The organism is Paraburkholderia sp. 31.1 (assembly GCF_014397645.1).
GTDB lineage: Bacteria > Pseudomonadota > Gammaproteobacteria > Burkholderiales > Burkholderiaceae > Paraburkholderia > Paraburkholderia tuberum.
Genome location: NZ_VZQN01000040.1, coordinates 1 through 25,939 on the forward strand (window position 1 = coordinate 1; position 25,939 = coordinate 25,939).

25 protein-coding genes and 1 pseudogene are annotated in these 25,939 nt (G+C 61.9%); 6 read left to right on the forward strand and 20 right to left on the reverse strand.

Annotated features, from left to right (window positions below):
• Nucleotides 1–327 precede the first annotated feature (327 nt).
• The 9 genes from F6X37_RS26995 to F6X37_RS27030 form a co-directional block, all read right to left on the reverse strand.
• Nucleotides 328–906, reverse strand: a complete 579-nt coding sequence (locus F6X37_RS26995) for a hypothetical protein (RefSeq protein WP_187613409.1) — start codon at nucleotides 904–906, stop codon at nucleotides 328–330.
• A gap of 34 nt (nucleotides 907–940) precedes the next feature.
• Complete coding sequence (locus F6X37_RS27000) at nucleotides 941–1,699, reverse strand: hypothetical protein (protein ID WP_187613410.1); 759 nt, start codon at nucleotides 1,697–1,699, stop codon at nucleotides 941–943.
• A gap of 351 nt (nucleotides 1,700–2,050) precedes the next feature.
• Nucleotides 2,051–3,295 (reverse strand): D-amino acid dehydrogenase, encoded by a 1,245-nt coding sequence (locus tag F6X37_RS27005; protein ID WP_187613411.1) that lies wholly within the window; start codon nucleotides 3,293–3,295, stop codon nucleotides 2,051–2,053.
• A 107-nt stretch (nucleotides 3,296–3,402) separates the two neighbouring features.
• Complete coding sequence (locus F6X37_RS27010) at nucleotides 3,403–4,248, reverse strand: urea carboxylase-associated family protein (RefSeq protein ID WP_187613412.1); 846 nt, start codon at nucleotides 4,246–4,248, stop codon at nucleotides 3,403–3,405.
• The gene (locus tag F6X37_RS37150; protein WP_260321461.1) at nucleotides 4,242–4,370 is read right to left on the reverse strand and encodes a hypothetical protein; all 129 of its coding nucleotides are present in this window, start codon (nucleotides 4,368–4,370) and stop codon (nucleotides 4,242–4,244) included. Before F6X37_RS37150 ends, F6X37_RS27010 begins: the two co-directional genes overlap by 7 nt.
• Nucleotides 4,371–4,428: 58 nt before the next feature.
• A complete protein-coding gene (locus F6X37_RS27015; RefSeq protein ID WP_090810981.1) occupies nucleotides 4,429–5,160 on the reverse strand; it encodes an ABC transporter ATP-binding protein in 732 nt (243 codons plus the stop codon).
• A complete protein-coding gene (locus F6X37_RS27020) occupies nucleotides 5,148–6,956 on the reverse strand; it encodes an ABC transporter permease subunit (protein ID WP_187613413.1) in 1,809 nt (602 codons plus the stop codon). The genes F6X37_RS27015 and F6X37_RS27020 overlap by 13 nt, the downstream gene beginning before the upstream one ends.
• Nucleotides 6,957–6,959: 3 nt before the next feature.
• Entirely contained in the window at nucleotides 6,960–7,859 is a 900-nt protein-coding gene (locus F6X37_RS27025; RefSeq protein WP_018422469.1) for a branched-chain amino acid ABC transporter permease, read from the reverse strand.
• Between the two features lie 25 nt (nucleotides 7,860–7,884).
• Nucleotides 7,885–9,087: a branched-chain amino acid ABC transporter substrate-binding protein gene (locus F6X37_RS27030; protein ID WP_187613414.1), complete on the reverse strand. Its 1,203-nt coding sequence runs from the start codon at nucleotides 9,085–9,087 to the stop codon at nucleotides 7,885–7,887.
• 310 nt (nucleotides 9,088–9,397) lie between these two features.
• On the opposite strand from F6X37_RS27030, the gene F6X37_RS27035 reads away from it, so the two are divergent.
• Complete coding sequence (locus F6X37_RS27035; protein WP_187613415.1) at nucleotides 9,398–10,174, forward strand: aspartate/glutamate racemase family protein; 777 nt, start codon at nucleotides 9,398–9,400, stop codon at nucleotides 10,172–10,174.
• Between the two features lie 38 nt (nucleotides 10,175–10,212).
• Here the strand turns inward: F6X37_RS27035 and F6X37_RS27040 are convergent, their stop codons facing one another.
• The 7 genes from F6X37_RS27040 to F6X37_RS27070 all read right to left on the reverse strand — a co-directional run bounded on the left by F6X37_RS27040 (nucleotide 10,213) and on the right by F6X37_RS27070 (nucleotide 17,592).
• A complete protein-coding gene (locus F6X37_RS27040; protein WP_187613416.1) occupies nucleotides 10,213–10,662 on the reverse strand; it encodes an SET domain-containing protein in 450 nt (149 codons plus the stop codon).
• A 233-nt stretch (nucleotides 10,663–10,895) separates the two neighbouring features.
• On the reverse strand, nucleotides 10,896–11,723 hold the full coding sequence (locus tag F6X37_RS27045) for an ABC transporter permease (RefSeq protein WP_187613417.1): 828 nt from the start codon (nucleotides 11,721–11,723) through the stop codon (nucleotides 10,896–10,898).
• Between the two features lie 66 nt (nucleotides 11,724–11,789).
• A complete protein-coding gene (locus F6X37_RS27050; RefSeq protein WP_187613418.1) occupies nucleotides 11,790–13,046 on the reverse strand; it encodes an ABC transporter permease in 1,257 nt (418 codons plus the stop codon).
• 39 nt (nucleotides 13,047–13,085) lie between these two features.
• Nucleotides 13,086–14,141 carry an ABC transporter substrate-binding protein gene (locus F6X37_RS27055; RefSeq protein WP_187613419.1) on the reverse strand — a complete coding sequence of 352 codons (1,056 nt, stop codon included), beginning with the start codon at nucleotides 14,139–14,141 and terminating at the stop codon, nucleotides 13,086–13,088.
• A 2-nt stretch (nucleotides 14,142–14,143) separates the two neighbouring features.
• Nucleotides 14,144–15,349 (reverse strand): ABC transporter ATP-binding protein, encoded by a 1,206-nt coding sequence (locus tag F6X37_RS27060; protein WP_090810995.1) that lies wholly within the window; start codon nucleotides 15,347–15,349, stop codon nucleotides 14,144–14,146.
• A gap of 43 nt (nucleotides 15,350–15,392) precedes the next feature.
• Entirely contained in the window at nucleotides 15,393–16,544 is a 1,152-nt protein-coding gene (locus tag F6X37_RS27065; protein WP_187613420.1) for an SRPBCC family protein, read from the reverse strand.
• 124 nt (nucleotides 16,545–16,668) lie between these two features.
• Nucleotides 16,669–17,592 (reverse strand): LysR family transcriptional regulator, encoded by a 924-nt coding sequence (locus F6X37_RS27070; protein WP_090811864.1) that lies wholly within the window; start codon nucleotides 17,590–17,592, stop codon nucleotides 16,669–16,671.
• Nucleotides 17,593–17,770: 178 nt separating this feature from the next.
• Here F6X37_RS27070 and F6X37_RS27075 point away from each other — a divergent pair, with 178 nt between their 5' ends.
• The 4 genes and pseudogenes from F6X37_RS27075 to F6X37_RS27090 form a co-directional block, all read left to right on the forward strand.
• Nucleotides 17,771–19,129 (forward strand): flavin-containing monooxygenase, encoded by a 1,359-nt coding sequence (locus F6X37_RS27075; protein WP_187613421.1) that lies wholly within the window; start codon nucleotides 17,771–17,773, stop codon nucleotides 19,127–19,129.
• The gene (locus F6X37_RS27080) at nucleotides 19,129–19,560 is read left to right on the forward strand and encodes a RidA family protein (RefSeq protein WP_187613422.1); all 432 of its coding nucleotides are present in this window, start codon (nucleotides 19,129–19,131) and stop codon (nucleotides 19,558–19,560) included. Before F6X37_RS27075 ends, F6X37_RS27080 begins: the two co-directional genes overlap by 1 nt.
• A gap of 10 nt (nucleotides 19,561–19,570) precedes the next feature.
• Entirely contained in the window at nucleotides 19,571–20,248 is a 678-nt protein-coding gene (locus F6X37_RS27085) for a DUF1028 domain-containing protein (RefSeq protein ID WP_187613423.1), read from the forward strand.
• Nucleotides 20,241–20,468: pseudogene (locus tag F6X37_RS27090) on the forward strand (acetylornithine deacetylase); the annotation flags it as partial. The gene F6X37_RS27085 and the pseudogene F6X37_RS27090, both read left to right, overlap by 8 nt.
• An 86-nt stretch (nucleotides 20,469–20,554) precedes the next feature.
• Here F6X37_RS27090 and F6X37_RS27095 read toward each other — a convergent pair.
• Nucleotides 20,555–21,886, reverse strand: a complete 1,332-nt coding sequence (locus F6X37_RS27095; protein ID WP_187613424.1) for an NRAMP family divalent metal transporter — start codon at nucleotides 21,884–21,886, stop codon at nucleotides 20,555–20,557.
• A 526-nt stretch (nucleotides 21,887–22,412) separates the two neighbouring features.
• Here F6X37_RS27095 and F6X37_RS27100 point away from each other — a divergent pair.
• The gene (locus tag F6X37_RS27100; RefSeq protein ID WP_018422453.1) at nucleotides 22,413–22,637 is read left to right on the forward strand and encodes a hypothetical protein; all 225 of its coding nucleotides are present in this window, start codon (nucleotides 22,413–22,415) and stop codon (nucleotides 22,635–22,637) included.
• An 84-nt stretch (nucleotides 22,638–22,721) separates the two neighbouring features.
• Here the strand turns inward: F6X37_RS27100 and F6X37_RS27105 are convergent, their stop codons facing one another.
• From F6X37_RS27105 to F6X37_RS27115, 3 genes are read right to left on the reverse strand one after another with little or no spacing between them, the layout of a single operon-like run.
• The gene (locus F6X37_RS27105) at nucleotides 22,722–23,708 is read right to left on the reverse strand and encodes an ABC transporter permease (RefSeq protein WP_184068473.1); all 987 of its coding nucleotides are present in this window, start codon (nucleotides 23,706–23,708) and stop codon (nucleotides 22,722–22,724) included.
• Nucleotides 23,705–24,172 carry an ABC transporter permease subunit gene (locus F6X37_RS27110; protein WP_316252002.1) on the reverse strand — a complete coding sequence of 156 codons (468 nt, stop codon included), beginning with the start codon at nucleotides 24,170–24,172 and terminating at the stop codon, nucleotides 23,705–23,707. Before F6X37_RS27110 ends, F6X37_RS27105 begins: the two co-directional genes overlap by 4 nt.
• Nucleotides 24,169–25,887, reverse strand: coding sequence for an alpha/beta-hydrolase family protein (locus F6X37_RS27115; protein WP_262420034.1), 1,719 nt, complete (start codon nucleotides 25,885–25,887; stop codon nucleotides 24,169–24,171). Before F6X37_RS27115 ends, F6X37_RS27110 begins: the two co-directional genes overlap by 4 nt.
• Nucleotides 25,888–25,939 lie beyond the last annotated feature (52 nt).

Here is a 25,939-nt window from a genome sequence, read left to right on the forward strand (position 1 = left end):
CATCGCCAAATTGCTTAACGGGCGGCCTCGCCAGACGCTCGGCTGGGACTCCCCCGAGGAAGCAATGGCTAAAGAGTTAGAGAAGGCTGGATTAGCTAAACGTTGCACTTGACTCTTGAGACTGCCCTACCCGGCAACCCATGGCGCCCGATCAAATCAAAAAGGCCTTGATGAAGGACGTTCGCGGCGAAAATTGACCCGTGTGGTCAAGCCGAAGGTTCGATTCTCTTGACGCGGCGCTCAACTCGGCCGCAATTGCAGATGCGCTTGAGGAAGCTTGGCTAAGATGCAAAAGTCGAGACCTGGTGTGACGGTCACCGTCTGAGCCTACTGTTGCGCTTTTACGGTAACGATCTTTCCGTCACAAAGCAGTTCAGAGCCTTTAATGTCGATCAAATGTTGTGTGGCACTATGACTTAAATGGTCGGTCAGGTAATAAGAGACACCATTGTCGTTGTGCAGTGATTTCCATCTTGAGTTGTAATTCCAGCTCGTCTCGTTTAAATCTCGATCGATCTGTATCAAGTTAAAAACTCTATTTGTTCCTTCGAATATGATCTTCGCCGGCCAATACTCTGCATAAACGGTGCTGCCACTTATCCCCTGGCGAGACAGGCAATCAATTTCTCGCTGGAAGTTTTCGTTTTGCGGGATCTTCGGCGCTGCCGCGAGCGCGACCAGCAATATTATCGACGTCAGGACAACGACATTTTTAATCTTAATTGAGCGACCTATCAGATCATGAAACATCCAGGCAGAAATTATGTAGGTTATTGATAGATATCGAAATTCATATGTGTTATGAATCAATCCGGCGGCACAGACCACGGCGATCGAAAAAATGGCGGCTGCGCACAGTGATTTGCTATATTTGAACGATTTTGTTTTTATAAAAATAGAAATCATGAAAAACAAAATTATGGCAATATGAAATACATTTCTAATGTTTATCCGTATAATCCTCGGCCGCGGAATTTTTAGCCTGAATGGCCAGCGAGGAATTAATTTCAAGCGAGACAAGAAAGATAAATATTGCCAAAGCAGAGAAGGCCACAGTAAAGGCGAGAAATTTTTTTCTCTCGCCGAATATGGCCTCCGATGCCAACAGTGCTCCAAACCAGAGAACGAAATAAAGATCTGATATGCCGAGCAAAAAAATTACGATCACCAAAACGGCACTGTTCAGGACGGTGAGCTTGAAATGGCTTTTTACGTAGAAATATAGAATTACGGCTAGCACTGCTGCGAAGCCGTGATGTTCGAAGCTAAAGGCCGTTTCAATCAGAAAATAAAAGTCTTTTCCGATCACCAGCAGGCCGCTCACCGCGATAGCGATTAACGATATCGTTAGATTTGTGTATGTTTGGGCGAAAGGGCGTTCCTTCGATGTTAGAAGGCTGCATGCAAATACAAATATCAGTACTTGAACGGGCGCCGTCACCAGATGAAAAAAATACGAAGTTCGAGCGAGGATTTCAAATGGTATTGATAGCAATATATCTGGAAAAAACGATGGCGCACCGGGGTAAGTCCATCCTCTCAGGCTGCCAAACTCAATAAGATCTTTCGCTTGGGAGAATGACACGACATCGTCGGCGTTTATTTCCTTTCTAAGAGAAACTATCCATATTGAAAACAAAACTAAACATACGGTGGATGCGAATATTTTCATTGCATCCGTGCTATTCTTCGAGTTCATCTTGCGATTCTATATAGGTTTTTTTGTGTCAATCAGGAAATCGGCGTTTACGTTGGCGATGGCATTCGCCGTGCCAGCGTTTTCATGCTGCCGCGTTTCCGCCTCCGCTTAATTTCGTCTTCATGATGCCATACTGAGCCGAACGGTCTGACAGATCAGGGTGGAATGTCTCCCGATACTTCAATGCCGTCACACATCGCGACCGACGCGTGATAACGCGTCTCGAAGTCGCAATTCTTTGAGCGCGACGTGTACCGACGGGTCATGCGCGGCGGATTCGACCGGTCGATGCAATAGTTTGCTGGCATCGTTCGGCTGGGCCCCATGTTTTGGCTGCAAAACGCGTCGCCATCAGTCGCAAAGCAGCCCCACCATCGGAATCGCCGGGGTTCGTCCCGCGATCAGGTCGGCCGTGATTCGAGCCGATCCGTGTGACATGGTCCAGCCGATATGACCGTGACCGGTATTCAGATAAAGATTGCGATACTTCCTGCGCCCAAGAAACGGCAGGTTCGTCGGCGTCATCGGCCTGAGACCGGCCCACATTTCGGCGCGATCGTAGTTGGCGCCGGCCGGGTAGAGTTCTTGTGTCACGCTCTTCATAAACGCAAAATCAGAAGGCTTATGGCTCGTGTCGTAGCCAGCAAACTCCGCCGTTGCGGTGACCCGGATCCGGTCGCCGAAGCGCGAGATTGCGACCAGGTTGTGCTCGTCGACCACTGCAACGGAGGGTGGCATGGGCCGGCCATCGATCGGAATCGTGAGGGAGTATCCCTTGATCGGATAGATCGGAAGATCGATGCCGATCTGTCGGCCAAGAACCGGACTATAGGGGCCAAGGGCGAGCACATACGCGTCGGCTTTTACAAGGCCTCGACTCGTTCTTATGCCCACTACGTCCCGCCCAGCGGTTTCGAAGCCGTCGATGGTGGTGTCCGTCAGAAGCGTACCGCCACGCGCGACAATCTTTTCCGCAAGGGCGCGGGTGAACTTCGCAGGGTCTCCAGTCTCATCGGTCGGGCAGTAAATGGCACCCGCTATCCTGTCTTTTGCCGAAGCCAGCGACGGGTCGAGTGCGACGACCTGATCGCGGCTGAGAACCCTGATGACTTGCCCATCGGATTCCAGCAGCTTCATGTGTTCGATTCCGCGATCCTGCGCTTCCTGCGTCCGATGAAAATACAGAATTCCGCGGTCATTTCGATCGTATTCAATGGCGTCCTCGGCGATCACATTCTGTAGCACGCGTTGCGAGTACGCGGCAAGCCGATGCTTGAGCAGGGTATTGCGGCGTGCCTTCTCCGATGTGCATTCCATCAGGAAACGCCACGACCAGCTGTAAAGCCTGGGATCCGCCGAGAACTTGAAGCGCAACGCCTGATCTTTCAGCACCAGCGATTTGAGCAGAATCATCGGCGCTTTGGGCGAGGACCAGACAAAGGAATGCCCGGGCGCGATCATGCCCGCGTTACCCCAACTGGTTTCCGATGCGACTAAAGGCTGCCGCTCGACGATCACGACCTCATGGCCGTCCTTCTGCAACTGGTACGCGGTTGTCACACCGACTACCCCGCCACCGAGCACGACAACTTTCATGATGTCCTCAGATACAAGGGGGCCGGCGGGCATTCAAGGCGGCGCGGTCTCGCTCCGGCTTTTGTGCTGCGCCACCATCGATTCCTGCTGGACAGGAGGCGCCAGTCTCACTTCCATTGCGGCTGATTCAGCACCATTCCGTGCTGCCCTTTGTAGGCAGCCACGGCCGGCGGCGTCCACCCATCCAGCATCTGTGGCGCGAGTTGCCAGACCTCGACGCCAAGCGGCCGGCACACTTCCAGCGGATCGCGCGCGCCGGGTCCCCACATCGGCACTGACAGATCGCCGCCCGGACAGGTCGACAGCGCGCACAGCAAGTCGATCTCCGCGAAGAATTCGAGGTAATCGCCTTTCTTTGCCGGACACGCCTTCATGAAGTATTTGTCTTCGAGATTCAGGCCGGTGCACTGGAACACGTTGAGCACGTCGTGGACGTCGTACTCAGTCAATCCATACGGGGCGATGGCGCGCGTCAGGTTGGAGTGGCAGTGAAAATGAAAATCCTCGCCGGTCAGCATGCGGTTCACGTAGGGGTCGCAGCGCGTGCCGAGCAGATCGTGGACGCGGCCGCCGTGCTCGTCGACGCCGTAGCCTGCGAGACTGTCGTCCGTGATGGTCGCCATCGGACGCAGGAATGGCAGCGTCGACCACAGACGGTCGAACGTGCTCACGTGCGCCTGCTGCAACTGGCGCGTGCGCGACGCCCACATGCGCTCGCGCGGGTTGTGCCGGTTCCACATGTTCAGGTCGGCAACCTGCGGGCCTTCGATCGTGACAATGCGAAACACGTGGCCGGCCGGCACGGTCCACGCTTGCCCCGAGCGGATCGGCACGACGATCGATTCGACCAGCGTGCGGGTGTCGTGCTGTGAGGCGATGCGCTGATAGAACGTCTTGTCGACGTCGAGCGCTGAGCCTTTGGTGGACTGATAGGCAGCAGGATAATTCAGCATGATGCATTCTCCGTCGAACTCAGGCCGGCGCCGTGCCGCGACGAGGCGGCGTCGTCGTCGCTCGGGCGACGCAGCACTGCAACGACCTTTTCCTTATCTTTTTCCTTATCTATCTCTGACATGTTTTGCCTCCATGACGTCTGACCCGTTTCAGCCAAGGTCGATTGCCCAGTTGGCGGATTACTCTGCCGAGCTGGCACTGCCGCCCAGATAGGCAGCGCGGACCCGGCTATCCTGAGCCAGCTCGCGGGCGGACCCCGCGAGCGCAATGTGCCCGCTTTCCAGCACGTAAGCGCGATGAGCGATCCGCAGCGCCTGGCGGGCGTTCTGCTCGACGAGGAGAATCGAGGTGCCTTCGCGGCAGATGTCGGCGATCATGCCGAAGATCGCGCGGACCAGCTTCGGCGCGAGTCCCATCGACGGTTCGTCCAGCACCACGATACGCGGGCGCAGCATCAAGGCTCGGGCAATCGCCAGCATCTGCTGTTCGCCGCCGCTGAGCGTGCCGGCCAGCTGGCTGCGTCGCTCGCCGAGCCGGGGGAAAGTCGCATAGAGCTGATCCCTTCGCTGTTGCAATGCCGCACTGTCGCGCCGGATCAGATAGCCGCCGAGATGCAGATTTTCCTCCACCGTCAGCGCCCCGAAAATGCGCCGCCCCTCTGGCACATGACCGAGACCCAGCGCCACGATCTGGTGTGCGCGCAAGCCCGTCAGGCGCTGGCCAGCCATCGCAATGTCGCCCGCGCGCGGCCGGATCAATCCGGAAATCGCCCGCAGCGTGGTCGTTTTTCCCGCGCCGTTGCTGCCGAGCAACGCGACGATCTCGCCCTCCGCGACGTCCAGCGAGATGCCGTGCAGCACTTCGACAGTCCCATAGCTCACGCGCAGATCGCGGATTTCTAGGAGTCCCACAGCGATTTCTCCCCGGCAGTATCGTCGCTCGCCTCGTCCTTTCCGGCTGTGCCGAGATAGGCATCGATCACCCGCGGGTCCGCCTGGACCGCGGCGGGCTGGCCCTCGGCGATGATGACGCCGTGGTCCATCACGATGATCCGGTCCGACACGCCCATCACCAGCATCATGTCGTGCTCGATCAGCAGCACCGTCACGCCATGGTCCCGGATCCGCCGGATCAGTTCCATCAGCGCGCGTTTCTCGGTCGGGTTCATGCCTGCAGCCGGCTCATCGAGCAGCAGCAGGCGAGGGCTGCTGGCGAGCGCACGGGCGATCTCCAGCCTGCGTTGGTCGCCGTAGGGCAGATCGGCGGCGCGCTCGCCCGCCCTGCCGGCAAGACCGACGAAGGCAAGCCAGCGCAGGCCCTCGGTGGAATGGTCCGCCGCCTCGGCGCGCGCGGACGGCAACGCCAGAAGCTCGGCTGCGAGCGGTGTCCGAAGCCGATGGTCCATGCCGGTCAGGACGTTTTCGAAGGCCGTCATGTGGCCGAACAGGCGGATGCCCTGGAAGGTGCGCGCCATGCCTTGATGGACGATGCGATGAGGCGCGCCGCCGGCAAGCCGTTCCCCGCACCAGACGATCTGGCCGCCAGTCGGGCGGATGACGCCGGTCAGGCAGTTGAACACGGTGGTCTTGCCGGCGCCGTTCGGACCGATCAGGCTCACGATCTCGCCGCTTCGCACCATGAAGCTGACACCGCCGACCGCCAGCACGCCACCGAAGCGGCGCTGCATGTCGCGCACCTCCAGCAGGACCTCATCGGTGACGGCGTGATCGGGCACAGCGACGCGATCGGCGTCAGCGCCCTTGCGCGCCGGCGCGACGCGGCGCAACGGCGCTGGCCACAACCCCTGTGGCCTTAGCAGCATCAGGATCACGAGCCCGATCGCGAAAGCGAAGATGCGCCAGAGGTTGAGAAAACGCAGAATCTCCGGCAGGCCGGCGACGATGATGGCGCCGAGGAGCACACCGGGAATGCTGCCCCGGCCGCCGAGCACGACGACAATCAGGATCGTGACGGACTGCAGATAGGTGAAGCCGGTCGGATCGATGGTGCCGAAGCGGGCGGCGAACAGGCTGCCGCCCAGCCCGCCGATCAGCGCGCCCATCACATAGGCGAGCAGCTTGACGCGCAGCGTCGGCACGCCGACGGCCTCGGCAGCTGCCTCGTCCTCGCGGATGCTGGTCCAGGCGCGGCCCAGCCGCGACTGGCCGAGCCGGATGGCGAACCCGAGCACCAGCACGAGGAACGCCATGCCCAGTTCGTAGAGCGCTAGCGGCGAACTGATCTCGAAACCGAACAGGCTCGGACTCGCGATGCCGAAGATGCCGTTCGGGCCGCCCGTGATGTCGAGGTTGGTGGCGACGATACGCGTGATTTCGCCGAACCCCAGCGTGACGATCGCCAGATAGTCGCTGCGCAGGCGCAGGGTGGGATAGCCGATGACGATGCCCGATACCCCGGCGAACGCCAGACTGAACGGCAGCGTCTCCCAGAACGAGAAGTGCAGCAGGGTTTCCAGCAACGCCGTCGTGTACGCGCCGATCGCGAAGAAGGCCGCGTAGCCCAGATCGAGCAATCCGGCATAACCGACTACGATGTTCAGCCCAAGACCCAGGATCGAATAGGTGACGATGGTCAGGCCGACATCGACGACATAGTTGCTGACGACCGCGGGCAGCGCCACGGCGGCGGCCAGCAGCGCACCGCCGAGAGGCCTGGCCCAACGCGCGGAGACCTGACTGGCGCTCATGGACTACATTCTCTCGACAACGCGTTCGCCGAACAGCCCGGTCGGCTTGATCACGAGCACGGCGATCAGCACGCCGAAGACGAACACGTCGGTCCATTGCGAAGAGACATAGCCCGCGCCGAAGGCTTCGAGCAGGCCAATCAGGATGCCGCCCGCCATCGCGCCCGGGATGTTGCCGATGCCGCCAAGCACGGCGGCGGTGAACGCGCGCAGGCCTAGCACGAAGCCCATGAAGAAATTGATCTGCGTGTAGTAAAGACCTTCCATGACGCCCGCCACGGCGGCCAGCACCGACCCGAGCAGAAAGGTGAGCTGGATCAGGCGTTCGACGTCGATGCCCATCAGACGCGCGGCGTCCTGATCGATTGCCAGCGCGCGCATCGCGGTGCCGAGGAAAGTGTGGTGAACGAAGAAATACAGTGCCAGCATCAGGGCCAGGCTCGTCACGATGATGCCGATCTGCGCGAAGGTGATCTGCACGCCGTGGAGTTCGAAGCCGGCCTGGCTCAGCACGTGCGGATAGGTGCGAAAGCCCGCGCCGTAGATCAGCAGCACCCCATTTTGCAGCGCCAGCGAGACGCCCAGCGCCGTAATCAGAATCGACAGCCGCGGCGCGCGCAGCAACGGCTGATACGCGAGCCGCTCGATCAGCAGGCCGAGCGCGCCTGTGACCGTCATGGCGGCCACAAGGGCGATCAGCAGCGCCAGGGCGAGCGGCAGATGCGCGGATGCAAGAACCATCAGACCGGTCCAGCCGATGAACGCGCCGACCATGAACAGGTCGCCATGAGCGAAGTTGATCAGCCGGATGATGCCGTAGACCATCGTGTAGCCGAGGGCGACGAGGGCATAGAACGAGCCGGTCGTCAGCCCTTCGATGACGAACTGGAAGAAGTCGCTCATGACGGGGCGGCGCGCGCAATGACGCCTACTTCATCGCCACCCAATGCCCGTTCGCTTCCTGCCGCTGGTAGGGCTCGAACTTGTCGTTGTGCACGATGATGGTGATGTACACCGCTTTACTGCGGTCCCCCTTCGCATTGAAGGAGATCGTTCCGGTCGCGCCCGGGTAGTTCGAGATCTTGTGCAGAGCTGCGGTGATCGCGGCAGGCTGGGCCGATTTTGCGTCCGCGATGGCTTTGGCCGTGACTCCGACAGCGTCGTATTCATAGACCGAGTACGGTCCCGGCGCTTGCCCGTAAGCCTTCATATAGTCGTCGACGTAGGCGTGCGCGCCGCTCAGGAACTGCGCGAGCGGTGCCGTCGTGATGATCATGCCGTCGGCGGCGGGACCGGCCGTCTTCATCAGGGTGGGGTCATTGGTGGCGTCGCCGCCCATGAAGGTCATTTTCAGACCCAGTTGCCGCGCCTCCTTGACCAGCAGGCCGGCTTCGGAGAAATAGCCTGTGTAGTAGATCACGTCAGGCTTCAGTGAGGAGACCCGCGTGAGCGTCGGTGAATAGTCCATCTGTCCGGGGGTGATCGAATTGGCGTACACGACATCGACACCGTCCTTCTTCAGGGCTTGCACGGTGTTCTGGGCGAGGCCTTTGGAATAGGTCGTGTTGTCGTCGATCACCGCCACGCGCTTCGCGTGCAGAACGTCTTTCATGAAGCTTGCCGCGAATGGGCCCTGCTGGTCGTCACGGCCGATCGTGCGGAACACGTTGTCGTACCCCATCTCGGTCAGTTGCGGATTCGTCGACGCATCCAGCACGTAGGGAATCCCGGCGCGATGAAAAGTTGTCGATTCCGGCAGCGCCGCGCTTGAGCAATAGCCGCCCGCTACCGCCACAACGCCCGCATCGACGAGTTTCTGTGCCGCCTGCACCGCGGTCTGCGCATCACAGGCGTCGTCCTCGGGCACCAGCTCGATCTGCTTGCCGAGCACGCCACCGGCCGCGTTGATTCTGGCGGCGGCGAGCTTCGCGCCATTGACAATATCCGTGCCGGCATTGGCACTGCTGCCCGACAGCGGAACGGGCACGCCTATCTTGATGGTGGCGCCCTGGCTTAGCGCCGAACCGGGAGCCATGCCGACAAGCAGGGCCACGGCGGCCGCCAGGCCCGCAAAGGCCGTTTGCCGCGAGCCCCGCTTTGCACCGGACCAGCCAATCGTCTGAGCAAACATGTTAGAGACTCCTTATTGTGAGAGGGATCGGACGATCCGCCACACGGGTATACCGGTGACATCGGAAAGCGGACGGAAATGGGGCGATTGCGTGTGATTCATACCCACCAGGTCAACGGCGTGACTGCTGGTTTCACCGGAGCGCTGACACTAAAGCGCTTCTTTCATGATAGAAGCCGGTGTGCGTTGGACGGTATAGGGTATTTGCGTATAAACCATTACACAAAGGCGCCGGCAATCCCCTACCTTTAAGAGGCAGTGACGACAGAGACTCGCGAGCCCGAACCCGACATGACAGGACGACTCCGAAATGAGTGCGATTGCACCGCATGACGACGTGTACACGAAGCTCGATTTCACGCTGGACGACGGCATCGGCCGTCGTGCCGCGATTGGGCTCGTGGTGCTCGCCACCGATCATACGATCGAGCATGAGTGGCGGGGCTTGCTGACGCAGGACGGCGTGGCGTTCTACGAAAGCCGTGTGTATAACTCGGCGGACATCACGCCCGAACGGCTAGCGGAAATGGAGGACCGTATTGCACCGGCGGTCGCGCTGATCCGTCCGGCCGAGCGTATCGATGTGGTGGCGTTTGGCTGCACGTCCGCGTCGATGGTGATTGGGGAGGAAAAGGTGTTCGCGCGGATTCGCGAAGCGCGTGCGGACGCCGCGTGCACTACGCCGATCACCGCGGCGCTGGCGGCGCTTCGCGCCCTAGGCGTCCAACGTACGGCCCTGCTTACTCCCTATGTGCGTTCGATCAACGAATACATGCGCGACTATATCGAGTCGCGTGGTCACGGCATTACGCGCATGGCGTCGTTCGAGCATGCGAACGATAACGAAGTGGCGCGGATCGATGCGGCGTCATTGCGAACTGGTGTCGAGCGACTTGCGCGCAATCGTGACGTGGAGGCGATTTTCGTATCGTGCACGAGCTTGCGCATCGCCGGGTTGATTCCGGAGCTGGAGGCGGCGATCGGCAAGCCGGTGATATCGAGCAACTACGCGATGGCGTGGCACGCGTTACGGCTCGCCGGCGTGGGAGATTGCGAGCCTCAGCTTGGGCGGCTGTTTGCGCTGTGACGTTGTACCTTGAAACGCGACGCAGCGCGGCGGCAGGACTACGACGACTGTCCGTCATTTCCCAGCATGGTTCGACGACATGCCGGCGCGCCGCAATGACACGCGTACTGGGCGCGAATGTCGTCGGTGACCGCGCCGTCCACTGACAGACCGTAACTGATGAAAAGCTCCTCCCCGGGTGCGATCGTGGCGAGCGCATGAATGAACACCCGGTCGCCCGTCTCGATGGCCTCGCAGTTGGGGGCGCACGCATGGTTCAGAAAGCGGGCGCTGTTGCCGCCGCGGCTGCCGTCGATCACTCGTCCGCTGGACAGCCCAAACACGAAGGTGTGGCCCGCGTCGGCTCGCTGACGGGCGGCGGCGCGCCGCCAACTGGTCACTTCCCCCTTGTACTCGATCACCCGTTCGCCCGGGGCGATCGGCTGCAGGGCAAACAGTCCCATGCCATGCACTGGTGAGCGTCGTGCGGTGATGCGTCGCAATCGCATTTTGTCGTTTCCTTCGCGACCCTCGGTCGTTGCATGTGGTTGAGCAGCGATGCGAAGCATATCGCCACACAGTCAGGCGCTCAATATTTTTCTTTTTAAAAGCGCAACTAACGGCCAAGGACGGACCGCGCCAAGGGTTCCGGCTTTGCCGCAACGAGGCTGGCAACGCTCGACGGTTACAGGGAGGTCATCAAGTCGCATGTCCACGGCATCACGCTGGCACAACCGTTGGCTCAGCCAAACGAGCGGCTGGCCGCCGCTGCGCGCTTGCGCAACCAGTTCATGCAGGCGAACAGGGCGATGGCGAACGCCATCAGTAGTGTGGCCACGGCAAGGATCGACGGGTCGATCTGGTCACGGATGCCACTCCACATCTGCCGCGGCACGGTGCGCTGCTCGGGGCCGCCAATGAACAGAATGACGATCACTTCGTCGAACGACGTCGCGAATGCGAACACACTGCCCGTTGCGACGGCGGGCGTGATCAGCGGGAGCGTGACGCGACGAAACGCGACCCACGGCTGCGCGCCCAGCCCCGACGCAGCGCGAAGCAGGCTTTGATCGAACGACAGCAGCGAAGCCGTCACGGTGATCACCACGAAGGGCGTACCGAGCGCGGCATGCGCAAGCACGACGCCGAGATACGAATTGACCAGGCCGAGCGGCGAAAAGACCAGATAAAACCCTGCCGCGACGACAACGATAGGCACGATCATCGGCGACACGATGATCGGCATGATGATCGAGCGGTAAGGAAACTGCGTGCGGCTCAAGCCGAGCGCGGCGAGCGTGCCGAGCACCGTCGCGATCAGCGTCGACGCCGCGCCGATGCCGATGCTGTTCGCCAACGCGCGTTGCCAGTCCGGCGAACCCAGCGCCTGCGCGTACCAGCGCAGCGAGAAGCCCTGCATCGGGTACGAGAAGAATGAGCCGGAGTTGAACGACAGCGGCACGATCGCGAGGATCGGCGCGACGAGGAAAAAGAAAATGAGCGCGCAATGCACGCGTAGTCCCGTGCCCGCGATGCGTTCCGAGAGTAGCCGGGTTCGTCCGTCTTTCATCTGAGTCTGCCTGTTGATCAACCATACGAAGGAGCGACAACCCATTAGCGTCGGTTGCGCGGCGCGTTAGCCGAAGCGCAAGCGGTCGATACCGACCAGCCGGTTGAAGATGAAATAGAACACCGCCGTGAATGCGATCAGATAGCACGACAACGCACCCGCGAGTCCCCAGTTGAGCTGATCGTTGGTCTGCGACGCGATCAGCTGGCTGATCATTTCGTCGCCGGCGCCGCCTAGCAGGGCGGGGGTGATGTAATAACCGAGCGCGAGCACGAACACGAGAAAACATCCCGCACCGACACCCGGCAGCGTTTGCGGAACATACACTCGCACGAAGGCCACAGCCGGATGCGCGCCGAGGGATTTCGCCGCGCGCATGTACACGGTCGGGACACCTTTCATCACCGAAAAGATCGCGAGGATCATGTATGGCAGCAGGATGTGCGTCATGCCGATCAACACACCCGTGCGATTGAAAATCAGCGGTAACGGATGATTGATGAGCCCAAAGCGGAGCAACGCGCCGTTGATTACACCACCTGGTTGCAGCAGCACATACCACGCGGTGGTCCGCACCAGCAGCGATGTCCAGAACGGTACGATCACGAAGAGGATCAGCCGGTTGCTCTGGTCCTCCGGCAATGTCGCGAGCAGATACGCCACGGGATAACCCAGCACCAGGCACAGCAGCGTGACCGTCGCACTGATCGTGACCGTGCGTCCGAAGGCCGCGCGGAAGATGGCGCTGTCCGCCGCGACGGACGTCACCGAGCCATCGGGCGCGACTTGCGCGTCGACGGCGTTCAGCAAATAGTCGGGCGTGGGCGAGATCGACGCACGTTTGAGGAGCCGCCAGGTTTCCGGTGTGTTCCAGCGTTCATCCAGATCGATCAGGGCGGGCTTCCATTGCGCGGGCGTTTGCGAACGTGTGGCACGTGCCGTCTTGAACAGCAGGCTGCGGAACTCTGGTTGAGAGAAGTTCATGCGTCGCGCGATATTGCCGAGCTGGCCGGATTCGCTGGCGTCCTTCAGGTCGTGCGCGAGCGCGGCAAAGGCCGGTTCGCCGGGTACGCCCGCACCGTCCCATCCGGCCAGCGCCGTGCTCAATTGCGGCATGCCGGCGCGCACTTCAGGGTTTCGCACGCTGCGCGCGAGCAGGCTCGCGATCGGCGCGACGAACGTCACCAGCAGAAAGATGAGCAACGGCAAAGCCAGCAGCAACGCGCGCATCGCGGCCTTTCGGCGCGCGGCGCGGAACGACTCGCGGTTCGCGGCCTGCGGATCGCGGCCAAAAGAGGCAGTGGATGGCAGCGGCGTATTCATCGTGCTGGATCTCCCGGGTGACGTTCGTTCGATCTGGCGCTACTGCGTCAGCCAGTTCTGGAACCGCTTGTTGATCGCATCCGCGTTGTCGGCCCAGAACGTCGCGTTGATTTGCAGCGGGCGTTTGAAGTTCTCCGGCGCCGTCGGCAGATCGTTCAGACGCGCCTTGTCGATCAGCGGAATGGCGTCCTTGCGCGGCGGCGCGTACGCGATGTACTTCGACAGGTCCGCATAGGCCTGCGGTGTCGAGGATGCGACGATGAACTTCCGCGCCGCGTCGGCATGCTTCGCGCCGTTGACCACGGCCCACCATTCGTAGTCGTACACCTGTGCATCCCAGACGATCTTGAAGGGCTTCTTGTCCTTGTGCACGGCGTCGTCGATGCGGCCGTTGTACGCCTGCGTCATCACGACCGCGCCGTCGGCGAGCAGTTGCGGCGCCTGCGCACCCGCCTCCCACCAGACGATGCTCGGCTTGATCGTGTCGAGCTTCTTGAACGCGCGATCGACGCCAGCAGGCGTGGAGAGGATCTTGTACACGTCCTTGGGTGCAACGCCATCGGCGATTAAGGCCCATTCCATCGCGACCTTCGGCGACTTGCGCATGCCGCGCTTGCCGGGGTACTTGCTGAGGTCGAAGAAATCGTTGATGGTGGTCGGCGCAGATTTCAGCTTGCTGGTGTCATACGCATAGACGGTGGACCATACCATCGCCGCGACGGCGCAATCACTGATCGAGCCCGGCAGGAAGTCACTGGTGTTGCCGAGCAACTTCTTGTCGAACTTGGCGATGAGGCCTTCGTCGCACGCGGTGATTGCGTCGTTGGTTTCGAGGTCGATCAGATCCCAGGTCGGGTTCTTCGACTGTTCCATCGCTTGCAGCTTGGCGAGGCCGCCATCGTAGGACTCGGTGGAGAACTGGTCGCCGGTTTTCGCGGTGAACGGTTCGAACCATGCCTTTTTCGCGGCAGCTTCATACGCACCGCCAAAGGTGACGACGGAAATCGTTTCGGCCGCGTGAACCGTGGCCGTGGCAAACGCCCCGAGCGCGCACGCCGCGATGGTGGTCCGGAAGGACGAGAGTGTGGTTTTCATTTCTAGTTGGCTCCTGCGATAAGTGGCGAGGCGGACGAGGGAACGGCAACAGTGGAATAGTCGGCGCCGCCGGACGCGGCGGCGGAATGCGGCGCGGGCGCCATGACGGGCAGCACCTTGCAGTCGTCACGGCGCCAGGTCACGGCGGTCTGACGGCCCAGTGCGGGCAGATCATGGTGCTGCGTGTTCGGCAGCTTGACCACCATGCTTTCGCCATGACCGAGCTTCAGATGCACGCGATGATGATCGCCGCAGTAGACGAGTTCCTCGACGAGCGCGTGCACGACGTTCATGTTCTGCCGGGTCGCTTCCTGCACGGCGTCCGGCGTCGCCGCGATGTGCGCGCGCTCGGGACGCAGCGCCAGCACCGCCGTGTCGCCCGACGCGAGCCCCGCGCCTGGGCGTCCGCGCACAGTGCTGCCGTCGGCCAGCTGCATCGCAGCCCATTCCCCGCCGTCGGAATCGACGCGACCGGTCAGTCCATTGTTCTCGCCGACGAAATTGGCAACGAACGCATTCGCTGCGTTTTCGTAGAGTTCGGTCGGTGCGGCGGCCTGCTGGATGCGTCCATCGGAAAACACGGCGACGCGGTCCGACATCGTCAACGCTTCGTTCTGGTCGTGGGTCACGTAGACGATCGTCAGCGACAGTTCGCGATGCAGCCGCATGATTTCGTATTGCATGGTTTCACGCAGGCGCTTGTCGAGCGCGCCAAGCGGCTCGTCCATCAGCACCACGCTCGGCTCGAAAACCAGCGCGCGGGCAAGCGCAACGCGCTGCTGCTGACCACCGGACAGTTGCGACGGACGCCGCCCCGCCAGATGCGATAACTCCACCATGTCCAGCACGCGCGTCACGCGCGTTTTCTGTTCGCTACGGCTTATCTTGCGCACCGACAGCGGAAACGCGACGTTCTCGGCAATCGTCATGTGCGGGAACAGCGCATAGTTCTGAAACACCATGCCGATATCGCGCCGATGCGGTGGCTTGTCGTCCAGACGCTTGCCGCCGAGGCGGATCTCGCCGCGCGTCGGCGCTTCGAATCCCGCGAGCATCATCAGTGTCGTGGTCTTGCCGGAACCGGACGGACCGAGCAGCGAAACGAATTCACCGTGCGCGACATCGAGATCGAGTCCCTCGACGACGCTATGCACGCCGTCGTATGACTTGCTGACGCCGTCGAACGAAATAAATGGTTGGCTTGACATGGGTAACTCGGCAGAGTGTTGGCGGTCCACGTGGGGCGGCAAATCACTTCGCGCCCAGGCGTCCCGCCAGATAGCGGGCGAAGTCGTAATTCGGCCGTTCCAGAGGGCTCAGATGGCCAGGCTTCGCGAGTGGCGCGTGCACGCCGCGAAATACGGCCTCGACGCCGCGCCGATCCTCGGCGTTGACTTCGTCGAGCAGCGTCTTCAGCGTAGCCATGTAATCGGCGGCCCGCGGATCGTCGACGAAATCCGGTGCGAGGCCGCCGCCGAAGCGGATATGCACGCGGCCGACGCCCCGCGGCTGCAGGATCAGATACCAGAAGTAGCCGGGCGTCAGCGTGATCAGGTGTGTCGGGTAGATCGCCAGCAGCGCGGTGGTACGGCGCCAGTGCCCTTGCAGACGTGTATTGCTGGGATGCGCGTTGCCGATCGGCAGCGACGCTTCCTTGGTGATCCAGTGATAGTTGAACGCGGGCAAGCCGGGCGGACATTCCATTTCTTCGAGCTTCGAGTGCGGCCCGACCGTTGCGCGATGCAGCATCGGCAAGTGGTAGCTCTCCATGAAATTTTCCGCGAGGATCTTCCAGTTGGTGTCCCACACGTGCTCTTCGTGGAAGGTCTCGACGTAGTTGCTCATGCCGTACGGCTCGATCAGCTTCGTCAGCCCGGACAAATGTGATTCCACCGAAGGCGCGTGCGCGTTGAGCGTTACGTAGATCCAGCCTTGCCACGTCTCGCAGCGCACGGCAGGCAGCTTGTATTGTTCCTTGCAAAAGCCCGGCTGCCGATCCATCAACGGCGCGCCCGCGAGCGAACCATCGAGCGTGTAGTTCCATGCGTGATAGGGGCACACGATCCGGCGCACGTTGCCGCGCCCTTCAAGCAATATCGACATCCGGTGCAGGCAAACATTCGAGAATGCGCGCAACGCACCGCTCGCGTCGCGCAGCACGAACACCGGCTGGTCGTCGATTTGCGCGGTCAGATAGTCGCCGCTCTGTGCGAGCGCGCTCGCGCGGCCCACGCACAACCACTCGTTGCGAAACACGTCGCGCCGTTCGAGCGCGAGAAACGCCTCCGACGTGTAGACGGCCGGCGGCATTGCGTGTGCATCCCCGAACGGACGCTCGCAGTTCTCGCGCAGGGCGCGAACGATGTCGAGCTCAGCGTCCGTCGACTGAAGAATGGCTGACATAGGGGGCCCCCCATCAGTGTGTGCATCCGATGAGCACCAATCTAACAATCCAAATTGCTAGGTAAAATATTGTTTTTGCATGCAGTGCATAGCTCAAGCCTATGCCGAGAGGCTTTCGGGACCGCTAACCGATGTGGAGGCGCCGAATATACGTTTCACAGAATGCCGAGAAGCGCTTCACAACCTCGCGCGGCTTGACGGCGCCCGATAGTGCGATGCCAAGCGTCGTCGCATTGACGCTTTCCTTGAAATGTTTAATCACGAAGTCTTCGCCGTCCACTGTCCGGGTCGACTTCAGCGGGAAGTTGAGTATGCTGTAACCCAAGCCGTTGGCAACCATGCCACGCACCACTTCAGGCTGTGACGACCGGAAAGCCGCGGTAGGGCGGCTGCCGACTGCGTCGAACAGCGCGGAGAAGTACTCGCGGCTATGCGGAAGGTCCAGCATCACATAGGGCTCGGGCAGCAGATCGGCCAGCGACACTTTGCGGGCCCGTGCAAGCCTGTGTGTTTTAGGCAGGATGACATACGGTGGCAGCGAAAGCAGCGGGGTAAACGCGATTCCATCGGCGATATCGAGGCTGTAGGTCAGCGCGATATCGAGCGAGCCGTCGCGCAGGCCGCTCAAAAGCGTGTCCTGATGCGCTTCCGTCGTACGGAAGGTGACCGCCGGATAGTCCCGCACGAAGCGGCTGATGATGCCTGGCATCAGCGGCGGGGCCAGCGACACCATGCAGCCCAGCGAGATGGAGCCCGACATGCCGCCGTCGATTTCCTTCGCGGTCAGCTGCAATTCTTCGGCGTTCTGAAGCAGATTGCGAGCGTGGCCGAGCAGATCGCGGCCCGGTTGCGTGAGCGACAGCCCGCTGGCGTGATGGCGGATGAACAGTTGGACGCCGAACGATTCCTCCAGATCCGCGAGCGACGTCGAGATAGACGGCTGCGAAATGTGCAGGCGCTTTGCCGCGGCGGTGAACGAAAGCGTCTCGGCCGTGACGACAAAATACCTGAGCTGACGCAACGAGTAGCGTATCGAGTTGCCGTCCATCAGTTGCTCCGTGTTCGGTCGAACCGATTGTCGCTTGCCAATTGTCGATTGCATAGCGAAAAACGATGCAAAGCATTTTTAAAATATAGTTTTTGTTGCCCGCCGCGCGGCGTACATTCTGTCCGACCGAAGAGAGAGTGTGACCTGAATCCAGAGCGCTTTTCAGAAGGAGAAGGCCATGTCGGCTGAAAAATTGTCGATCGACACGCTGGTCATAGGCGCGGGTCAGGCGGGCGTGGCAATGAGCGAACACCTGAGCAAACTCGGCGTACCCCATCTCGTGCTGGAGCGCGACCGCATTGCCGAACGCTGGCGTACCTGCCGCTGGGATTCACTGGTCGCCAATGGTCCCGCCTGGCACGACCGCTTCCCTAATATGGAATTCGAAGGACTCGATCCTGATGGGTTCGCCGCCAAGGATCAGGTCGCCGATTACTTCGAGGCCTATGCGCGCAAGTTCGATGCGCCGATCCGCACGGGCGTCGAAGTCACGAGCGTCGAGCGTCTGAAGGGCCGGGCAGGATTTACGGTCGCAACGTCCGATGGCACGATCGAAGCCCGTCGCGTGGTCGTTGCGACGGGGCCGTTCCAGCGGCCCGTCATTCCCCCCATCGCGCCACAGGGCGTCGAGCTCATGCAGCTTCATTCGGCCCACTATCGGAACCCGGCGCAACTGCCCGAAGGGGCGGTGCTCGTGGTTGGCGCGGGGTCGTCCGGCGTGCAGATCGCGGACGAACTGCAACGCGCGGGCCGCAAGGTTTATCTGTCCGTCGGTGCGCATGACCGTCCGCCGCGCGCCTATCGCGGTCGCGATTTCTGCTGGTGGCTGGGTGTACTCGGCGAATGGGACAAGGAAGTCGCCGTGCCGGGACGCGAGCATGTGACCATTGCCGTCAGCGGCGCGTACGGCGGCCAGACCATCGATTTTCGCAGGCTCGCTGATCAGGGCATGACGCTGGTCGGCACGACGAAATCGTTCGCGAATGGCGTTGCGACCTTCGAACAGGACCTCGCCGCCAATCTGAAGCGTGGCGACGAAAACCTGATGTCGCTACTGGACGCGGCCGACGACTACGTCGAGCGCAACGGCGTGGACCTGCCGGAAGACCCCGACGCACGCCTGATTCCACCAGACCCGGAGTGCGTGACGCATCCGCTCCCGGAACTGGATCTGAAGAAGGCGGGTGTGAGCACGATCATTTGGGCCACCGGCTATGCCGTCGATTTCAGCTGGCTGCACGTGAACGCATTCGACGATAAGGGCAAGCCGCAGCATCAGCGCGGTGTATCGAAGGAACCGGGCATGTATTTCCTCGGCTTGCCGTGGTTGTCGCGGCGCGCGTCGTCGTTTATCTGGGGCGTCTGGCACGACGCAAAGCACATCGCCGATCACATCGTCACGCAGCGCAAATACCTCGCGTATCGCGACGCGTCACAGCGTCGGCAGGACGCGCGCGGCGTGCATGGCGCGAATCCAACCGATACCGCGTTCGACGAATCGCACGCGCCGAAGACCAAAGAAGTGGGAGTGAACTGATGCCTACGCATACCCGCATCCGCATGTTCAATACGAAGGATACTTACCCGAACCAGTCGCTCGATAACGATCTTTGCCAGGCGGTTCGCGCGGGCAATACGGTCTATGTGCGCGGCCAGGTCGGTACGGATTTCGACGGCAACCTGGTCGGTCTCGGCGATCCGGGCGCGCAGGCCGAGCGGGCGATGAAGAACGTCAAGCAACTTCTCGAGGAAGCGGGCAGCGACCTGTCGCATATCGTCAAGACGACGACTTACATCACTGATCCTCGTTATCGCGAGCCGGTGTACCAGGAAGTCGGCAAGTGGCTGAAGGGCGTGTATCCGATTTCGACGGGGCTGTGCGTCAGCGCGCTCGGCCAGCCGCAATGGCTGATGGAAATCGACGTGATCGCCGTGATTCCGGACAACTGGAAGCCATCTCAGGCATGAGGAGCTATCCATGACATTCTCGATCGTCGGACGTTGTGGCAAGACCGGTCAGCTCGGTATCGCGATCAGTTCGTCGAGCATTGCGGTGGGTGCGAGGTGTCCGTGGGCGCGCGCGGGCGTCGGTGCGGTGGCGACGCAGAACGTGACGCTGCCCGCGCTCGGGCCGCAGATTCTCGATCTGCTTGAAAGTGGGCGTATCGCGGCGGATACGGCGCTCGAACGGGCGCTAGGCGCGAGCGAATGGAGCGAATACCGGCAGGTGACGGTGGTCGACAGTGAGGGGCGAACCGCGATGTTCACCGGCAAGGAAGCACTCGGCGTGCATCACGCCGTCGCGGGAAATCAGTGTGTGGCAGCGGGCAATCTGCTCGCCGGCAAGCCGGTGATCGACGCGATGGTGAAAGCGTTCGAGAGCGCACAAGGCGCGCTCGCCGATCGTCTGCTGCACGCGATGCATGCGGCCGCCGAAGCTGGCGGAGAAGCTGGGCCCGTGCATTCGGCGGCTCTGAAGATCGTCGATACACACGTCTGGCCGAGCGTCGATCTGCGTGTCGATTGGGCCGACGACGATCCGATCGGCAAACTTGCCGCGCTTTGGCAAGCGTATCGACCGCAGATGCGGGACTACATCGCACGCGCGTTGAATCCAACCGCGGCGCCGAGCTACGGAGTGCCCGGCGATGAGTGAGTTGTCGAGCCGTGCGCTGCTCGAACGGCTGATCGGTTTTGCGACTGTCAGCCGCGACTCCAATCTGGAACTGATCGGCTTCGTGCAGCAATACCTCGCGGATCTCGGTGTGGACAGCGAGCTGTTCCATAACGCCGAGCGTACCAAGGCGAACCTGTTCGCCACGATCGGTCCGCGAGAGCGTGGTGGCATCGTGCTGTCCGGGCATACCGATGGTGTGACGCGATGTTCGCTCGCCTCGCTGAACATCTCAAAAGCGTGAGGTAGCCTGCGCGTCTGCGGTGCAAATCGGGCGTGAGGGGTTCATCAGGACACGCGCTCCGCCACTTCGAGCACGAAGTGCGCGATCACGACCACACCGGTGATCAGGGTCGCGAGCCAGCAGAGCGCGCGTAACGACCAGTGCGCGACGATTTCGCCGACCGCTTCTCGTTTCGCACTCAGCAGCACCAGAAGCACCAGCACGGGCGTAATCGTCATACCGTTGACGATGGCGCTCCAGTACAGCGCCTTGACAGGGTCGACGTGCCATAGGCCGAGCGCAACGCCAAGCAGCGTCCCGAGCCCCGCGAGCGCAACGAGCAGAACAGCAATGCGCCGATCACGCCGTTGGCCGTGGGGCCAGTCGAACGAACTCGCGACCGCTTGCGCAGCGGAACCCGCAAGCGAAGGTAGTGCGAGCAGCGCTGAGCCGATCAGTGCAAGCCCAAGCAGTGTGCCGGCGTAGCCATCCACTAGCGGTTCGAGCACCCTGGAAAGCTCCATGGGCTCGCCGGGCCGCGTCTGTGCACCATGCAGCGTCGCCGCAGCCGCAATCATGATGCACAATGCGGCCACGCTCGATAGCGCGGTGCGCGTCAAGGTCTGCATGCGCGCCCGGCGAAGCTGCTCTGACGAACGTCGATCGCCACGCGCCGCGTGCTCTTCGTGCTGTCGATGTTCTTCCTGTGCTTCCTGCTCGGCCTGCGAAAAAAGCAGATAGGGACTCATCGTCGTACCGAGTACGGCCATCAGCATCGTGACGAAATCTTCTTTCCACTCGACGTGCGGCACGAGCGAGCGCAGCACGACCGTGTGCCACGGCACATCGACGATCAGCAGCACGCCGGCATACGCGAGCATCGGCAGCATCAACCATTTGAGCACCTGCGCATAGCGCGCATAGGGAATGAACCACTGCAACGCAATCGAGGTGCAACCGCATGCGAGGGCAAGCAACCAAAGCGGCCCATGAGTGAAGCGTTGCACGACCGCGGCCATCGCCATCACATTGACGGCGATATTCAGCGTGTTCGCAATCACGAACCGCGCCACCGCCAAATAGAAGAACACCGGCGAATAGTGCGCGCGCATGTTCGCGGTCAGGCCATGTCCGGTGACGGCGGCGACACGCGTCGAGACCAGCTGCAACGCGACCATCGACGGATACGACAGCACGCAGGTCCACAGCAGGTCGTAGCCGTACCACGCGCCCGCGAGTGAATAGGTGGCGATACCGCTGGGATCGTTATCGCAGCCGAGACTTGCCAGCCCCGGCCCGAGATCGGCGGCCCACGAGCGGGCGGCCTGCGACGAGGCAGCGTGCGTACTACCTTGTGCGGCGCGGGGCGCGGTGCCCCTGTCGGGGGAAGAGTGCATTCGCCTGACCGTCGGGAAACCAGGGATGCTGTAGCGCTCGCACGAAACGTTCCTTCGTCGACTTGTTTCGCGCTTACATATTCAGCGGATGTGACGCTATCGTGGGCGGCTATCAGGACTCCCGCAGGCTGACGATACAATGTCACATCTTCAACCCGCGCCGACCAGCGCGAAACGCTCGTCGACCGCGGCGAGCGAACGACCAGTCTCCGCGATAGCTCCCCGCGAGTGAGGTCTCAATGCCCAGGCGTCTTTTCCGCGCTGCGGCAATCGAAACGGATTCAAAGCGGTGAATGACACACTCGGCCATACTGCACCGCAGCTGACTCGCTGCGTTTGCCCGAGCCGCTGAAGAAAATCGCTGGAAAGGAGAAATCTTGAAAAAGACAGGATTCACGGTTCTGATCATGACGCCTTGCACGGGCGCGCACGCATCGGACTACGCTGAGCTCTGGAATCCACCAGAGGCACGCGCGAACATGCTTCGAGTGACGACTCGCGCCGCATCCGTCAGGGTCGTGCGCTAATGGAAACGATCGACTACGACGGGTACACGTTGTGGGGGCATGCCATCCTTCAGCAGGAAGGCGAAGGCATCCTGCAACCGGAGCGCTATGCGGCGAGCGGAACCATTACGCGAGGCGGAAAGCTGATCGAAGCATCAGGCATTCTGGGACTATTCGATAGCGAGGAGGAAGCCCACCATGCAGGCCTGGATTGGGCGCGCGCGTGGGTGGATGCTCATGGATGAGCTTGCGCCTGGCAGGGTAGTCGACAGGCTTGGAGCGGTTGCCGTTGGTGGGCCGGCAGGACGCGCCAGCGGATCGACTCAAACCTACGCTTCCCGCTTGCTGCGCCCATACAGCAGCAACATTGCCGCTATCACCGCGCCGTAGATGATCTGACGTCCCGCCTCGGGCATCTGCGCGACTGAAAGGATCGACTGCAACAGCGTGATGAGGATCGCGCCAGCCACGGTGCCGAGGTATGAACCTCGTCCGCCCAGAATCGATGTGCCGCCGAGCACGACTGCCGCGATCGCCGGCAACAGGTAGGCATCGCCCATCGACTGCGCTGCCTTCGACGCATAACCGGCGAGCAATACGCCGCCGAACGCCGCGAACGCGCTGCACACGGCGAATGCGGCCACGGTCACGAGCCGCGTATTGATGCCGGACAGATACGCCGCGCGTTCGGTATTGCCGATCGCGTACAGCGTGCGGCCGAAGGTCGTACGCGACAACAGGAACACCGTCGCGCCGCCGATCACGAGCCATAGCGCGACGGCATTCGGCACGCCCGGTACGAGCCAGCCCGCCGCGAGCCATCGCATCACCTGTGGCGCGGAATCCTGCGGCGACGATCCGCCGGTATAGACGATCATGATGCCCTGTGCGACCGCATTGGTCGCGAGCGTGGCGATCATCGACGGAATGCGCAGCAGCGCAACGAGGATGCCGTTGACGACGCCGATCAGCACGCCGCAACCAATCCCGACCGGTATCGCGAGGATCCGTCCGAGTTCGCCGTGCCCCGCTACCGCGCACGCCATCATTGCGCCGACGGTGATGGTCCACGGCAGCGACAGGTCGATGTGGCCGAGCAGGATCACCATCATCAGGCCGGTCGCGATGATGCCGAGGAACGCGCCGACCTTCAGTTGCAGCAGGATGTACTCCGGCGACGTGAAGTTGCGCGAATACATCCCGCCGACGAGCAGCAGCGCGACGATGCACGCGAATGCGATCACGATCGGTTTGTCGATTCTGCGCGCGAGCCTCGACACGAACGTGGTCCGGCTGGTCGCTGAAACATGGCTCATTGAAACCACTCCAGACGGTTGCGTACCCTGAACAGCCCGCATGCGCCGATCGCGACAGCGAGCAGAAGAATCACACCCTGGAATAGCGGCTGCCACAGCGCATCGACGTTGAACACGAACAGCAGGTCGCCGATCGAGCGGAATGCGAATGCGCCGAAGATCGCGCCAATCGCGCTGCCCTTGCCGCCGAGCAGCGACACGCCGCCTATCACCACCGCGGCGATCGAAAACAGCGTGTACGAGTTGGCGCTGCCGAGGCTCGCTTCGCCGGTGTCGGTGAAGAACGTCAGGAATAGGCCGCCGATCGCAGTGAGCAGGCCGGCCAGCGTATAGCTGGCGAACTTCGCGCGGCGGATCGGCATGCCGGACAGAAAAGCCGCGGGTTCGGACGAGCCGGTCGCGTACGCCGCGCGCCGCAAGCTGCAACGGCACTGCCCCAATCCGTTCGCCTTCCGCTCGGTCACGGCTCTGATTCATCGCCGGCAATCTGGTCGAGGAACCGGGCCAGTCGTTCGGTATCGGCGTGCGTCCAGCCCTCGGGAGGCACCACGCTGGCCCAGCCGTTGACGTAGTCCTCCGACGAGTAGTTGTGACCAAAACCCGCCGGCACGCCGAGTTGGTGAATCAGATCGCCCACCGCCTGCACGCCCGAGACGATGGGAAACCAATGCATGGCGTCAGGCACGTCGAAGCCACGTGGCCGAGCCAGCCATTCGGGCGGCCACCAGAACGCACTGGCACTCCAGAACACGGCCGGATCGGCCGGGTGCTGAAGGTACACGATTCGCGGGGCCGGCCAGTCGGCGTCCAATGCCACCTGATGCGGATCGCGGTTCAAGAACCGTACCGAACGCCCCCCATTGAAGATCGGCTGCCAGAAGGGCGACCCGCTATCGCGCTCGCGAGTGAGTTGCGAATGGATCGGGTTGCTTTGTTTGGCGCCGACGATCAGCACGCCATCCGTTCTGGCCATCATGTTGGCCACCGAGGCAGAGGCGTCTTTCCCGACAAAAGGCGCTTCCACCCCCGCGGCGCCGAGACTCTTGCCGAACAGAACGAGCTTTGGCCGTCGTTTCGGCGGGAGCATCGACCATCGGGCGCGAACCGCGTTGAAGAGCGTGATACCCGCCTCGTTCGCGAGACCAGCATCCATGAAAATGGCGAGTCGGCTAGGCAGGAAAGAGTATTGGATCGCCACGATCGCCGTGTCGCCACTGTGCAGTTGCTCCAGCGAAGCCGCGGCTTTGGGGACTATCCAGCCCGTGCCGGTGGGTATCCACACGACCAGCACTTTCCGCTCGAACCCGCCCGCGCGCTCGAGCTCGCGGACCGCAATCTGCGCACGCTGCTCGAGGGAGTCCGCGGAACGCACTCCCACGTAGACCCTCACCGGATCGACCAGTCTCGCATCAGTCCCGTGGAACTTCGCAAGCTCTTGCGTGTTTGTCGCTGTCGCCACGAAGCCGCGCCCCATACGGCCCAAGGTGTCCCATGCGACGAACGACGTGCTGCTGCCCGACACCGCCGGCGACGTGGGGGCCACGATTCCTTCAGCGGTGTCTTCGTTCGCCCGCCCGTGGACGAAGTTGGCGGCCGCGTTGAGGGCGGGAAGCGCCACTGCGCGAGCGAGCGCCATGCCAATCACGATGATGAGCAGCGCTGTTGCCGGCACCGAAACGATCGGGGGCACGTGGCCCTGGATGACCTGCTTGACTGCGGCGACACCGCGCGCCGTCAATCGCCCGATGACTACCAGCAACACCGCGCTCAACGGCGACAGGACGATCACCAGCACGGCGTCGAACCAGGCGATCGGCGCCATCCCCATGAAACTACGCTGCTCGTTCTGCCAGCCGAGCCATAGCTTCGAGCCAACGAATAGTGCAATGAGCCACGCCGCTGCCAGAACGATCCAGCTGCGCCGTCGGATCTCGCTGCCGGCCACGCGCCCCCATCGCTCCAGCAGCCGATGCACGCCGCGGCCGAGCAATGTGCCTATCCCATAGCCGATGGCCAGACAGAACGCGCCGACCACGGTTTGCGTTCCCCACGACCGCGGAATCAGTGTCGGCGTCAGTGACTGCCACCAGAACACGAGCGCGAGCAGCGAGCCGCTGAGCGTCGGCGTCCAGGACGTGCTTCGAAGCCCGGCGGCTACCGGCTCATGGGAGTCCCGCATGCGTGCTCGCTCGGATTGGCACAACTCGCACCTCGTTTCCGCGGGTCACCCG

Bases quoted from the DNA above. Each gene is read 5' to 3' on its own strand.
- F6X37_RS26995 (WP_187613409.1), bottom strand. From the start codon at position 906: ATGATTTCTATTTTTATAAAAACAAAATCGTTCAAATATAGCAAATCA.
- F6X37_RS27000 (WP_187613410.1), bottom strand. From the start codon at position 1,699: ATGAACTCGAAGAATAGCACGGATGCAATGAAAATATTCGCATCCACC.
- F6X37_RS27005 (WP_187613411.1), bottom strand. From the start codon at position 3,295: ATGAAAGTTGTCGTGCTCGGTGGCGGGGTAGTCGGTGTGACAACCGCG.
- F6X37_RS27010 (WP_187613412.1), bottom strand. From the start codon at position 4,248: ATGCTGAATTATCCTGCTGCCTATCAGTCCACCAAAGGCTCAGCGCTC.
- F6X37_RS37150 (WP_260321461.1), bottom strand. From the start codon at position 4,370: ATGTCAGAGATAGATAAGGAAAAAGATAAGGAAAAGGTCGTTGCAGTG.
- F6X37_RS27020 (WP_187613413.1), bottom strand. From the start codon at position 6,956: ATGAGCGCCAGTCAGGTCTCCGCGCGTTGGGCCAGGCCTCTCGGCGGT.
- F6X37_RS27025 (WP_018422469.1), bottom strand. From the start codon at position 7,859: ATGAGCGACTTCTTCCAGTTCGTCATCGAAGGGCTGACGACCGGCTCG.
- F6X37_RS27030 (WP_187613414.1), bottom strand. From the start codon at position 9,087: ATGTTTGCTCAGACGATTGGCTGGTCCGGTGCAAAGCGGGGCTCGCGG.
- F6X37_RS27035 (WP_187613415.1), top strand. From the start codon at position 9,398: ATGAGTGCGATTGCACCGCATGACGACGTGTACACGAAGCTCGATTTC.
- F6X37_RS27040 (WP_187613416.1), bottom strand. From the start codon at position 10,662: ATGCGATTGCGACGCATCACCGCACGACGCTCACCAGTGCATGGCATG.
- F6X37_RS27045 (WP_187613417.1), bottom strand. From the start codon at position 11,723: ATGAAAGACGGACGAACCCGGCTACTCTCGGAACGCATCGCGGGCACG.
- F6X37_RS27050 (WP_187613418.1), bottom strand. From the start codon at position 13,046: ATGAATACGCCGCTGCCATCCACTGCCTCTTTTGGCCGCGATCCGCAG.
- F6X37_RS27055 (WP_187613419.1), bottom strand. From the start codon at position 14,141: ATGAAAACCACACTCTCGTCCTTCCGGACCACCATCGCGGCGTGCGCG.
- F6X37_RS27060 (WP_090810995.1), bottom strand. From the start codon at position 15,349: ATGTCAAGCCAACCATTTATTTCGTTCGACGGCGTCAGCAAGTCATAC.
- F6X37_RS27065 (WP_187613420.1), bottom strand. From the start codon at position 16,544: ATGTCAGCCATTCTTCAGTCGACGGACGCTGAGCTCGACATCGTTCGC.
- F6X37_RS27070 (WP_090811864.1), bottom strand. From the start codon at position 17,592: ATGGACGGCAACTCGATACGCTACTCGTTGCGTCAGCTCAGGTATTTT.
- F6X37_RS27075 (WP_187613421.1), top strand. From the start codon at position 17,771: ATGTCGGCTGAAAAATTGTCGATCGACACGCTGGTCATAGGCGCGGGT.
- F6X37_RS27080 (WP_187613422.1), top strand. From the start codon at position 19,129: ATGCCTACGCATACCCGCATCCGCATGTTCAATACGAAGGATACTTAC.
- F6X37_RS27085 (WP_187613423.1), top strand. From the start codon at position 19,571: ATGACATTCTCGATCGTCGGACGTTGTGGCAAGACCGGTCAGCTCGGT.
- F6X37_RS27095 (WP_187613424.1), bottom strand. From the start codon at position 21,886: ATGCACTCTTCCCCCGACAGGGGCACCGCGCCCCGCGCCGCACAAGGT.
- F6X37_RS27100 (WP_018422453.1), top strand. From the start codon at position 22,413: ATGGAAACGATCGACTACGACGGGTACACGTTGTGGGGGCATGCCATC.
- F6X37_RS27105 (WP_184068473.1), bottom strand. From the start codon at position 23,708: ATGAGCCATGTTTCAGCGACCAGCCGGACCACGTTCGTGTCGAGGCTC.
- F6X37_RS27115 (WP_262420034.1), bottom strand. From the start codon at position 25,887: ATGCGGGACTCCCATGAGCCGGTAGCCGCCGGGCTTCGAAGCACGTCC.